This window comes from Legionella fairfieldensis ATCC 49588 (assembly GCF_000621525.1).
In the GTDB taxonomy this organism is placed as follows: Bacteria; Pseudomonadota; Gammaproteobacteria; order Legionellales; family Legionellaceae; genus Tatlockia; species Tatlockia fairfieldensis.
In genome coordinates, this window is sequence record NZ_KK211302.1 from 38,150 (window position 1) to 49,426 (window position 11,277).

The window sequence follows — 11,277 nt, forward strand, 5'->3', positions numbered from 1 at the left end:
TTTTTTAGGTAGAAGAATTCATTACATTAGAACCAGAACCTCGTATTTGAGATTATTAATCTATACATTAGGTTGTTTATCCAAGGCAACAGGATGAAAATCATTAACATCAATATCGTCTGGCTCCTGTGATTCACTATTTGGATTAGTATGCCAAAATCTGGATAAAAGAGACTTGGTATAATCGCCAAACTTATAGTTATCTGGTTTGGAAAAAAAATAAGAAAAAGCCGGGCGTATAACATAATCGCCAAATTGATACTTAGCGACAGCCGCTGGCGTTGGTTTAGGAATCGAACTATTAATATTTTCCAGAAGCTCACCAATTTTAACATTCAAATTTTCTAGTTCTGCAATATTTTGATTAGTTAAATTGGGTATCAATTCTCCATTGATATCCGTTGTTTTTTGCTTTAGGGCTTCGTTAATTAATAATTTATAACGCGGGCCTCGTTGAATGGGTTCAATCAAAAGACTTGCAAAACTTACTTTCGGTGATTGATTAAGTAATGCATCGTCAAAAAATTTAAAAATCTCCTGATGAGTAGGAGTACCGTGTTCTTTGATGAAATTATCATAGAGTTTTACATAATTAAGATAAGTATCAAAAAAAGCCTCAATTAATTTTAAACGAGCAATTCTATCCTTACTTTTTGTTTCCTCAGATGTTGTTTCTTTATTTTCAATACTTGACGCCATATTTATTAATAAATCATCAGAAATAGTTTTTAAACGAGTTAAAGAAGAAATAAGTTGTGCTAGGGATGGATCAAAATAAGGATTTTTTTGATAAACATCTTTCAACAAAGAGATCCTGTCATTATAAGTTTTTTCTGAGCCAACCATCTCATTAATTACTTTATTTTGATGACCTTTCATATTAAATAATTCCAATTAAATAAAATTAAAAATTGGATTATAAATAAATATAATTAATGAAATATTAACTACAAAATTGGCCTTGCCTTCCCGAAAAGATGCAGGTTATGCAAGAACTCTAATAAGAAAATCATCATAGTTTTATGAAGATAATTGTCGTTGTGCTTTAGCAATAGCTTTTCTTATCATCTGAGCTTCTTGTGACTGCCCGGGGGCTAATTTAAGAAGCTGTTGCCAATAATCAATTGCCAGCTGGTAATTATGACTGACAAAAGCATCCATTGCCAGCATGGCCAAAGCATCCGGTTGTTGAGGATTATTTTGTAATAGAGACTTAAACAGAACTCTGATTTGCTCATTAAATTGTTGCTGGTTTAATTGCCATAGGCTTTGAGCATAATTCACAATAATCGCTTCATCATGAGGATTTAATTGATAAGCATTCAAAAACGCATCACGAGCCTGAGACCATTCGTTTTGGCTCACATACAATCGACCTAATAAATACCATCCCCGTGCACTCTTTGGATCACTTTGCAAACGCATCTGTAATTTTTTAATAAGCTCCGCAGGACTTTTTATAGTCTGCAATACAGCTTGTACTTGTTGTTGCCTTACCTGGTTTTTCACATAATATCGCCAATCAGACCAGGCTCCCCAATATTGGTACGCTAAAGTTAATGATAAAACCGCTAGTGAAGCAACTATTACACTGAATCCTCTCATTTTGCGAAATGGATATAAAACCATCGGCAAAGCAAGTAGACCGAGCATTATAAAACAAGCCAACAACCACCATTCATTCATTAGACTTTCGCTTCAAACAAGTACGCCAAAAAATTATTAAACCTGACAGCAAAAATAAGGCAGGACCAAACCATAATAACGCAGTGACAGGCTTTACTGGCGGTTTAAATAAAATGAAATCACCATAACGTTCAGTTAAATAATTAATAATCTCCCCATCACTCTTTCCGGCTTTCACCAGGACATAGACTTGTTGCCGCAAATCCTTTGCCAGACCCGCATTGGAATCTGCCAAATCCTGATTTTGACATACTAAACAACGTAATTCTTTTAACAAATGAGAAAATTGCGCATCCTGCTGCCTGGTATCCAAAGGGTAAAGTGTATTTGCCCAGACAGTTGGTATCCAGAGAAAAATTATTAAAATACAAGATTGCAGTATTTTCATGATTCACCCTGCAACTGTTTGATACGCGGTAAAAAATTAGAAACCCAATCTTTTTCTGTCAAAATACCCACGTGTTTATAACGAATTATTCCTTCTTTATCGAGAAGAAATGTTTCCGGCGTACCATACACGCCCAAATCAATGGCTACCTTGCCTTCTTTATCTTCACCAATTGCTTGATAAGGATTTCCCCACTCTTTTAACCATTGTAAAGCATCCTCTGTATTATCTTTGTAGTTTAGCCCATAAATCGCAACCTTCTCGCGCGCAAGCCGCATTAAGAGCACTTGCTCATCAATACAGGCTTCACACCAGCTAGCCCATACATTTAACAACGCGATTTTTCCTTTCATAAGGTCGGTGGTAAATAATTTTTTCTCACCTGGGACAGGAAGCTGAAACTGTGGAAGCGCTTTGCCTAAATAAGTAGAAGGTAATCGTTGAGGCTCAAGCGATAGTCCTCGCCAAAAGAAAAATATCAAAAAAACAAAAATTGTGAATGGAGTCAAGCGCCATAAAATAGCATTCATACACTGGCCTCTTGTGCCACACATTTGGCTATTTTACGGCGTGACTGGTAATAACGTCTGTCTGTTAAAGCCAGTAAACCACCTGCCAAAAGCATAAAACCACCGCCCCAAATCCAACGAACAAACGGTTTAAAATATAAACGAACTGACCATGCACCATTATCGAAAGGTTCACCAAGCGCCACATAAATATCGCGAAATGGATTAACATCAATAGCCGATTCAGTCATTGCCATTTCGCCTACATTGTAAATACGTTTTTCCGGGTAAATCAGCGTAGTTTTTTTATGGTTATTTACTGCAAAACTTGTTCTTGTACCATGATAATTCGGGCCATCTAAAGCGGACTTATTAATAAAAGAAATAGTATAACCTGCCAGTTTGACGCTACTGCCAGGGGCCATTTTGACATCATCCTGAATACCATACCCGTTAGAAACGGCGATGCCAACAACTATAGCCGCCAAACCACAATGAGCAACTACCATTCCCCAAAAAGCCTGACCCAGGTTAATAAAACCTCGCTGCTGACTACGAACCACAACCAGCTTCACAGTACTTAATACAATCCAGAAAGCGAGAATCAAACCTGATAATGCGTAGATTTCAATAGAATCTGTAAATAGGTAGAGTAAAATCGGTGGGAATGCGACACTGCAAAAAATCACCCCCGTCAATTTAGCCGCTACTTTTTTAAGACTCTCACGCTGCCAGTTAAAATGAATTCCCCATCCCATTAAAAGCAGTAAAGGAATCATTAAAGGTACAAAAACCGAATTAAAATAAGGAGCGCCTACCGATAATTTACCTAAACCCAGACCATCAATTAGCAGGGGATAAATGGTGCCCATTAACACCGTCAGCATCGCGGTAATAAGAAAAACATTATTTAAAAGCAGAGCACTTTCGCGAGAAATAACTGATGGATTTTCGCCTTGTTTTAATGTCTGGGCGCGCAAAGCAAATAATAACAACGAACCGCCAATAACTATCAGTAAAAAACAGAGAATATAAAGCCCTCGCTGGGGATCAACAGCAAAAGCATGCACTGAAGTGAGCACACCGGAACGCACCAGAAAAGTACCGACCAAACTTAAAGAAAAAGCAGTAATCGCAAGTAACATTGTCCATGCTTTAAATTGCTGCCGTTGCTCACTGACAGCGAGAGAATGAAGCAAGGCAGTACCTGCTAACCAGGGCATGAACGAGGCATTTTCAACAGGGTCCCAAAACCACCAGCCTCCCCAACCTAACTCACGATAAGCCCACCAGCTTCCCAGAGTAATACCTGCTGTTAAACAACACCAGGCAGCAAGCGTCCAGGGTCTGGTCCACTTGGCCCATGTCGCTTCAATCCTCCCGACCCAAAGAGCCGCAATGGCGAAGGCAAAAGCGACAGAAAAACCGACATACCCCATATAAAGCATCGGTGGATGAAATAAAAAGCCTGGGTCCTGCAACAAAGGATTTAAATCACGGCCTTGAGTTCCCAATAATTGAAACTGTCTGGTAAAAGGATTAGACGTACTCAGTAAGAAAAGTATAAACCCTATACTCAGCCATCCCAGAACAATTAAAACGCGTGCGCGCATTGCCTCATCCAGCGCCGAGCTAAATAAAGAGACAGCCAGCATCCAAAAACTTAAAATGGCCACCCATAACAGCATAGAACCCTCATGCCCTCCCCAAACAGCACATAATTTATAAAACCAGGGTAAAGAAGTGCTGGAGTTGGCTAATACATACCCTACAGTGAAATCGTCATTAAAAAAACAAAAGGTCAGGCAACAATAAGCAACACTTATAAATAAAAATTGACCCCATACATAAAGAGGTGCCGCAGCAATCCACTCTATGTTTTTACACCGCAATCCCACAGCCGGAATCACTGCCAGCAAAACGGCAAATAATAAAGCCACTATCAGAGAAAATAGACCAATTTCGGCAATCATGTACTTTTCTTTACTCCGGATTGAGTTGTTTTCGCCAAAGCGTCTTTGACCTCTGGCGGCATGTAATTAGCGTCATGTTTGGCCAGTACTTCTTCTGCAATAAAATGCTGATTGTCGGTAAGCTCGCCTAAAGCCACGATGCCTTGCCCTTCTCGAAATAAATCAGGCAAAATACCCTCATGATTAATAATTATTGTTTCCTTGAAATCCGTTAATCTGAATTGAACTGATAAATCATCTGCTCCTCGTACCACACTTCCTTTAACAACCATTCCACCCACACGAATCCTGTGCTTCAGCGGCGCTTCCTGATGAACAATTTGAGTAGGCGTATAAAATAAATTAATATTTTGTCTTAAAGCAAAAAGAATTAAGGCCGAAACTATTCCTATAATAGAACCAATAAACACTATTAACTGGATCTTGCGCTTACGAACAGGATTCATACCGATTGTCTCTTAAACCACCTGGACAGCTTTTTATGTGTTTGTGCAGCTTGAAATTTAACCGCAACTACATTAGCCAGACATACCCCACAAACTAACCCATAAGCAGACCAGACATAAATGGAATACCCGCCCATGGCTAACCAATGCAAGAAGGAACTCATAATCCACCTCGGTCTACCAAATCCTTTACCCACGATTGCCTATATTCACGTTCTAATACTTCATAACGGGTTTTATGTAATATCACCCAAACGCAATAAAGAGAAAAACCTGCAAGGGTGACTAATAAAGGATAGAGCATGGGGGCTGCAATTTTAGGTTTTGCGAAAACAGTCAGGGTTGCTCCCTGATGGAGCGAATTCCACCAATAGACTGAATAATGGATGATGGGCAAATCAATTAACCCCACTAAGGTTAAAATAGCAATGACCTTATCCCCATTGTCTTTATTTTGAAAGATATTTTTAGTCGCTAAAATAGCCAAATAGAGAAATAGCAAAATGAGTTCCGAAGTCAAACGAGCATCCCAGACCCACCAGGTACCCCACATCGGTTTACCCCAGATACTCCCCGTAACCAAAGCTAAAAAAGCCATGGATGCCCCTGTTTGAGCAGCAACACCTAACATCCAACCAGCCATTTTAATACGCCAGACTAATAAAAGCAGCGCAAGAAAACTCATCCAGCCATAAAGAGCCATTGACAGAAAAGCACTAGGCACATGGACATAGATAATACGAAAAGCATCACCTTGCTGGTAATCAGGCGGTGCAAAAACCAACCCCCAAATCAGACCGGCCATCAGACTAAACAAAGCGCTAAAACCTAGCCAACCAAGCCAGGATCGCGTCCTGCGATAAAAAGCCTTAGGTGACGCCATTTGGTAAAGAAACATCCACATAGGAGAATATCAAACCAGCCAAAATAAAAAGTGGAATTTTATCATGTAATGAATTTCCCTGCCAGTTGTGTATCTTTATCTCCACACGATTATAAAATAGTACATTGACAAGCACGGGAACTCCTTTCAGGATTAACTGCTCTTTTCTCTGAATGGCTGAAAAATCCATTATTTTTAAGTGGATTGGATTGATTGAACATATTTAATCTTTTTAATTCAGGAAGCATCTCATTGTATTGTTCAAGTAAAACCTGATCTGACTGATAAGCGTTGTTTAATGAACGATAGTTAATGTATTTGCATAATGAGCCTAGAAAGAGGGTATTTAAATGAGTAAAAACGTCATAATAATGACTAGGTTTGTTTTTCAAGCTCACAAAATTACCAATAAGAAGATGATACTCTAAAAAAACTTCTTTATATATCTCTTCCATGGAAGAGAGCGGAGGGGCGGTGCTTATTATGTCATCAAAAAAAGTTCTGATATTGTCATATTCTCCACCAAATATTGGTAAATAATAATTGATTTGATTATCAACCAAACAGGTTTCGAAAGAACGATTGTATCTCACTGCACAAGTATTATATTGTGAATAATGGAGCAATAAAATAAAATGAATTGCTAATAAGGGCTTTGTTGGCAATTCATAGATGACAGTATCCATTTTAAATTGTTCTATATTTCCATCATAATAGGGAGGCAACTCATAACCGGAAAAGTTAATAGCATTTTGAGTTAGCGCATGCAGCTCTGCGTCAAGAGAGGAAAAATCAAGAATAGGTCTGTCAGATAAATTCAAAGGAGGGAGCTCATCAAGTGAAGTGATTATTACATGCGGGGCTTTAATAGACTTCGTTGCTTCTTCTGAAGATACTTTATAAATAGTCTCTGCTTTTATTTTAATTATTTCATTTTCACAATATACAGCAAGGTTAAAATAAGTCATCTACCTACCCTTATATAAAGCTATTAATCTCACGATGTTTTTATTGCCCTACTGACCTCCCAGCATCCCGCTGCAAACCGCATCAAGCAAAAACGGACAAGATTTTTAAAGTGCTCTATTATTCCCTTACACAATCGTACATTGACAAATGCGAGAGCTCCTTTCAGGGTTAACTGATCCTTTCTCTGAAAAGCTGAAAAATCCATTATTTTTAAGTGGATTGGATTGGTTGAGCGTATTTAATCTTTTTAAGTCAGGAAGCATCTCATTGTATTGTTCAAGTAAAACCTGATCTGACTCATAAGCATTGTTTAATGAACGATAGTTAATGTATTTGGATAATGAACCTTGAAAGAAAGTATTTAAATGAGTAAGAACGTCCTGGTAACGATTGGGTGGGTTCTCCAATGTCTCCCGAAAATTATTAATAAGGAGGTGGCCCTCCAAAAAAGCGTCTGTAAATGTTTGTTTCTTAGATAAAGAACAATCAGACGGTGAAGGAAAACGTCCTACTCCATCAAAAAAAGCTCTGACGTCGTCAAACCTCCTTCTTCCAAAAATTGGCAAATAATAATCTACTTGACTGTCAACCAAACATTTTTCAAAAGAGCGATTGTATCTTACACCATCGTTATATTGTGAATAATGGAGCAATAAAATAAAATTAATCGCTAATAAGGGATTTGTTGGCAATTCAAAGATGACAGTATCCATTTTAAATTGTTCTATATCTCCCCCATAAGAGGCGGGCAACTCATAACCGGAAAAGTTAATAGAATTTTGAATTAGCGTATGCAAATCTGTGGCAAGAGAAGAAAAATCAAAAAAAAACCTGTCCCATGCATTCGAAAAAGGCAAAGAAGGTGAAGAAGGTAAATCTTCGAGTGAAGTTATTACCTGCGGAGTTTGAACAGGCTCTGCTGCTTCCTCTGAAGATATTTTATAAATGGTCTCTGCCTTTATTTTAATCGTTTCATTTTCACAATATACAGCAAGGTTAAAATAAGTCATCTACCTGTCCTTGGATCATTTAATAAAGTCCTATTAATCACTTATCTTATAAAGTTAATGGATTTAACACAATCATTGAGTGGAAAAATCGAGAATCATCTCCTGATCTTCGAATTACAGCCAGTCATCGCTATTTATTCCTTGCCGCAATCTCGGTTAATACTGCTTTCAGTTCCTCAAATCTCGCCATATGAGGACTCACCCGATATCGTTTTCCATTCTTTAAATGAATTAAAAACCCCGTACCCCCTTCGGGAAACGTTCTTGTCTGGGACATCAGCTTATTGATTTTAAAATCGTTGATTGCCAGTAAGTCTTCCGGATAACAATATACTTTTCGGTTGAAATATAAACGTATGAAAATATCCTTTTCGTTAAATTTGATAAACTGGACAGTTTGTAATGCGTAAATAAAACTAGAACCAAACCAAATAACAATCCCCGTCATTAGAAAAAAAATAAACCATGTCGTTAAATAATCTTCACTTATTGAAGGTGGCGTAGTTACTAATAAATAAACACCAATCATTTGAGGGTAAAAGAAAAATAAAACACCAATGGGCATAAGCCATGCCGCAAATCCATAACCACCATGGATTACATCTTCATATTGATTATTGTGCATTGTTATACCAGCGCTCATAAAACACGTCTCCTAATTTATTAATGACTGTCGAAGGACCAAAACTGACAATGGCCGCAGGAATAAGCGGCATGCCATACGTTAAACAAGCCGTCACACCGCCCGCATAAGCCGCCACACCTATTTTTGTTACACTAATAGGTGTCTTATTTCCACCAACTTTTTCTATGACTTGACCCATTGCATTGGATGCTGCTCCGGCAACAGCGCTTAACTTAACGGTATTTTTAAATGTCACAGGTGTTTTGATACCAAATAAAAGACCTGAAGTTGCCCCAATCACCGCACTACGCCACGGATGCGCATCCCCAGTAGACAGTGCCGAAAGAAACGAAGACGTTCCTCCGACACCTGCGTTTAATGTATGTTTGGCAATAACCCCTTTATACTCCGAGAGAAAATGAACCGTTTGTTTCGAGTAACTGGCGGCACTTTCAATCACTTTGCTATCCCGCGTCAACTGCATGGCTGCCATGACCGGTCTGGTTTTCCCTAACCATTGAACCGTTTTAGCCGCAAGCTTGCCACCGGGGATAAGTGCTAACGCTGACAGGCCGCGGTTAACCTCCACATTCAAGAGACGGTCACGGCCTGTCCATAGCTCATCCATCGCCTTTAACTGACCGGCTACCGGCACAAAGTCCAGTGCGAGGGAGGCCAGCGCCTTTATCCCTGGAGAACCGGTTGTCGGTTCGGGCAAAGGGGCTGGTTCCAGCGAGGGGGCTGACGCCATCGCCTCTGACAGCGGCAACTCGCCATACCCCCCTTCTCCGGCCAACTGCTGGGCAAGGTAATTCAGATAGGCAGCTTGGTCGCTGCGCGTATTGTTCTTCTCCGTCGGTGCTTTTCTGTAATTCCACTCACACTATTTAAAATCAATGTCACCTTTTATTTCTGATCCTTCATATTGATTATTCATATCTTTTAATTGGTTTTTATTGTTTAGAATTCATTTTATTTACAACATAAAAATCGATAAATGGTAAACTAGAAGATAAATTAATTATCCATATAAATATACACATTAAAAATCCATATAAAATAATACTCAAATTGGATATATGAGTCATTATATATATAATGTTTGATGAAAATAAAGAAGCAAACAATGTTAAGAACACAGATATTTTTTGAATATTTTTCCCCATGTTTGTTATAAATTCATCATTTTTTAAAATTCTCGGATACTCACCACCTAAACGATATATTTTTGGAGAAAAAGTTATTTTTCCAGACTTAATCATCTCATTATAAATTTTTTTCCTAAATAAAAAAATAACAGCAAATGGCGTCATTGATATCAAAAATAATAAAATACTCAATGCCTTCACTAATAGATACAACTTGTAGCAATATAGAACTCTATAACAAAATAATAAAAATATAATAAAACACCAAATTGTTGCGACCGTCCAAATTAATAATCTAAGAAATATTACTAAATTTTCATATTTTTTATCATATTTAGCATGGACAAAAAAAGAAATAAATACCAACAGTATTATTGTATATGCAATATACTTAATGACATTCATGTCATTTGTATGATAAATTCCCATTCTTGGAATAAATAAAAATACAAAAGAACACAATAGCAATACACCCAAAACGTTTCCTATAAAAAGACGTTTTTTTAGGATCACTATTTTTATTTTCATTATTTTTCCTTATGAAATTTATGCTTAAGATTTTCTCTTAATTGATAATGCCCGTAAACTTTTTCTATTCCATAGGACATTATCATAGAAGTAGTAAAACCAACTCCCGCGCCAGCCAATACCCCTACAGGGCCAGCGAAAGCACCCAATTCCATACATGTTGTTGTTAATGCAGCCAAGCTTCCCGTTGCAGCCCCCACGATAACGCCAGCTTCACTACTGACAATCATTTTAGGCACATCAAGACCCACATCCACAGTGAAATTCACAGCGTTAAATGATTTTCCGCCCGGTATCTGATAATAGCTGTCTATACTATATTCCAATGTTTCACCGGCCAGTGATAAAATAGGACTCCATTTCAACGTACTTGCCAAACCAGTGACAGCACTATGAGCTACCCTTGTTTTCATTTGATAATTAAATCGACTACCTTCGGTACTCAAGGTTTCGGAGAAAATACTACTTAATGAACCATCTTCATTTTTAAACAACATATATAAACTGTTATCCGAAGGATAATAATGTGTATACACCGTCTTTGACGCATTCCATCCTCCCTTTACGTGAGAAATTGTATCATAACCAGCCTTAATACCTGCTGCATAACCCTCCCCCACAAACTGTTCGATATCAACAGCAAGACCTGGCAAACTGGTAAAACCTATCCCTTCATTAAGAACAGCATGTTTTGTTATCCATCCATTATAATGATTTACAGCCATACCTAATGAGATGTTTTCATAAGGTGGAGCTTTTTTACTCTCAAACAAACTTAATTCATTAAAGATATTATCACCCTCACCCGGTACAAACCAAGGCTGATTCTCTGATAGCGCCTCAAGACAACGACGCTGAAGCGCCTCTTGATGAAAACGCTCATACGTACCTTTTGGAAGGGAAGAATAACCTTCTTCAGACTCTCCTTCAATTGCACAGTAGCCTAAGTCTTGATTGTCTGTAAAAGCAGCAGGAACCGATTCTGGTTTTACTTGCGCTATGGCACCCTGCACAACCCCCTCACCAATAGCCTGCCCGAGGTTATCGCTTAACACCTGCGCGGCATCAAAGCGCTGATGCTGGGCTGCGGCTTGCAGGCCGCCCGAGGCGAG

Annotated in this window: 14 protein-coding genes; all 14 read right to left on the bottom strand. The window is 38.3% G+C overall.

Going from position 1 to position 11,277, the window contains the following annotated elements; genetic code table 11:
• Window positions 1-60: 60 nt before the first annotated feature.
• Window positions 61-894, bottom strand: a complete 834-nt coding sequence (locus T345_RS0112955; RefSeq protein WP_131777819.1) for a RhoGEF domain-containing protein — start codon at window positions 892-894, stop codon at window positions 61-63.
• 126 nt (window positions 895-1,020) lie between these two features.
• Window positions 1,021-1,686, bottom strand: coding sequence for a tetratricopeptide repeat protein (locus T345_RS0112960; protein WP_028389669.1), 666 nt, complete (start codon window positions 1,684-1,686; stop codon window positions 1,021-1,023).
• Window positions 1,679-2,074, bottom strand: coding sequence for a cytochrome c-type biogenesis protein (locus T345_RS0112965; RefSeq protein WP_028389670.1), 396 nt, complete (start codon window positions 2,072-2,074; stop codon window positions 1,679-1,681). Before T345_RS0112965 ends, T345_RS0112960 begins: the two co-directional genes overlap by 8 nt.
• Entirely contained in the window at window positions 2,071-2,604 is a 534-nt protein-coding gene (locus T345_RS0112970; RefSeq protein ID WP_028389671.1) for a DsbE family thiol:disulfide interchange protein, read from the bottom strand. Before T345_RS0112970 ends, T345_RS0112965 begins: the two co-directional genes overlap by 4 nt.
• On the bottom strand, window positions 2,601-4,556 hold the full coding sequence (locus T345_RS0112975; protein WP_028389672.1) for a heme lyase CcmF/NrfE family subunit: 1,956 nt from the start codon (window positions 4,554-4,556) through the stop codon (window positions 2,601-2,603). The genes T345_RS0112970 and T345_RS0112975 overlap by 4 nt, the downstream gene beginning before the upstream one ends.
• On the bottom strand, window positions 4,553-5,002 hold the full coding sequence (gene ccmE / locus T345_RS0112980) for a cytochrome c maturation protein CcmE (RefSeq protein ID WP_028389673.1): 450 nt from the start codon (window positions 5,000-5,002) through the stop codon (window positions 4,553-4,555). The genes T345_RS0112975 and ccmE overlap by 4 nt, the downstream gene beginning before the upstream one ends.
• Complete coding sequence (ccmD, locus tag T345_RS0112985) at window positions 4,999-5,166, bottom strand: heme exporter protein CcmD (protein ID WP_028389674.1); 168 nt, start codon at window positions 5,164-5,166, stop codon at window positions 4,999-5,001. The genes ccmE and ccmD overlap by 4 nt, the downstream gene beginning before the upstream one ends.
• The gene (ccmC, locus tag T345_RS0112990) at window positions 5,163-5,906 is read right to left on the bottom strand and encodes a heme ABC transporter permease CcmC (RefSeq protein WP_028389675.1); all 744 of its coding nucleotides are present in this window, start codon (window positions 5,904-5,906) and stop codon (window positions 5,163-5,165) included. The genes ccmD and ccmC overlap by 4 nt, the downstream gene beginning before the upstream one ends.
• Before the next feature lie 89 nt (window positions 5,907-5,995).
• A complete protein-coding gene (locus tag T345_RS0112995; RefSeq protein ID WP_028389676.1) occupies window positions 5,996-6,853 on the bottom strand; it encodes a hypothetical protein in 858 nt (285 codons plus the stop codon).
• 126 nt (window positions 6,854-6,979) lie between these two features.
• Window positions 6,980-7,864: a hypothetical protein gene (locus tag T345_RS0113000; protein WP_028389677.1), complete on the bottom strand. Its 885-nt coding sequence runs from the start codon at window positions 7,862-7,864 to the stop codon at window positions 6,980-6,982.
• Between the two features lie 130 nt (window positions 7,865-7,994).
• A complete protein-coding gene (locus tag T345_RS0113005) occupies window positions 7,995-8,507 on the bottom strand; it encodes a hypothetical protein (RefSeq protein ID WP_131777818.1) in 513 nt (170 codons plus the stop codon).
• Window positions 8,479-9,240 (bottom strand): hypothetical protein, encoded by a 762-nt coding sequence (locus tag T345_RS0113010; protein ID WP_028389679.1) that lies wholly within the window; start codon window positions 9,238-9,240, stop codon window positions 8,479-8,481. Before T345_RS0113010 ends, T345_RS0113005 begins: the two co-directional genes overlap by 29 nt.
• Before the next feature lie 202 nt (window positions 9,241-9,442).
• Window positions 9,443-10,165, bottom strand: coding sequence for a hypothetical protein (locus tag T345_RS0113015; protein WP_028389680.1), 723 nt, complete (start codon window positions 10,163-10,165; stop codon window positions 9,443-9,445).
• Window positions 10,165-11,277 (bottom strand): hypothetical protein (locus tag T345_RS15625; RefSeq protein WP_211249734.1); only part of this gene is annotated, 1,113 nt, incomplete at its 5' end. The genes T345_RS0113015 and T345_RS15625, both read right to left, overlap by 1 nt.

Bases quoted from the DNA above. Each gene is read 5' to 3' on its own strand.
- ccmD (WP_028389674.1), bottom strand. From the start codon at position 5,166: ATGAGTTCCTTCTTGCATTGGTTAGCCATGGGCGGGTATTCCATTTAT.
- T345_RS0112965 (WP_028389670.1), bottom strand. From the start codon at position 2,074: ATGAAAATACTGCAATCTTGTATTTTAATAATTTTTCTCTGGATACCA.
- T345_RS0112995 (WP_028389676.1), bottom strand. From the start codon at position 6,853: ATGACTTATTTTAACCTTGCTGTATATTGTGAAAATGAAATAATTAAA.
- T345_RS0112960 (WP_028389669.1), bottom strand. From the start codon at position 1,686: ATGAATGAATGGTGGTTGTTGGCTTGTTTTATAATGCTCGGTCTACTT.
- T345_RS0113010 (WP_028389679.1), bottom strand. From the start codon at position 9,240: ATGGCGTCAGCCCCCTCGCTGGAACCAGCCCCTTTGCCCGAACCGACA.
- T345_RS0113015 (WP_028389680.1), bottom strand. From the start codon at position 10,165: ATGAAAATAAAAATAGTGATCCTAAAAAAACGTCTTTTTATAGGAAAC.
- ccmE (WP_028389673.1), bottom strand. From the start codon at position 5,002: ATGAATCCTGTTCGTAAGCGCAAGATCCAGTTAATAGTGTTTATTGGT.
- T345_RS0113005 (WP_131777818.1), bottom strand. From the start codon at position 8,507: ATGAGCGCTGGTATAACAATGCACAATAATCAATATGAAGATGTAATC.
- T345_RS0112970 (WP_028389671.1), bottom strand. From the start codon at position 2,604: ATGAATGCTATTTTATGGCGCTTGACTCCATTCACAATTTTTGTTTTT.
- ccmC (WP_028389675.1), bottom strand. From the start codon at position 5,906: ATGTGGATGTTTCTTTACCAAATGGCGTCACCTAAGGCTTTTTATCGC.
- T345_RS0113000 (WP_028389677.1), bottom strand. From the start codon at position 7,864: ATGACTTATTTTAACCTTGCTGTATATTGTGAAAATGAAACGATTAAA.
- T345_RS0112975 (WP_028389672.1), bottom strand. From the start codon at position 4,556: ATGATTGCCGAAATTGGTCTATTTTCTCTGATAGTGGCTTTATTATTT.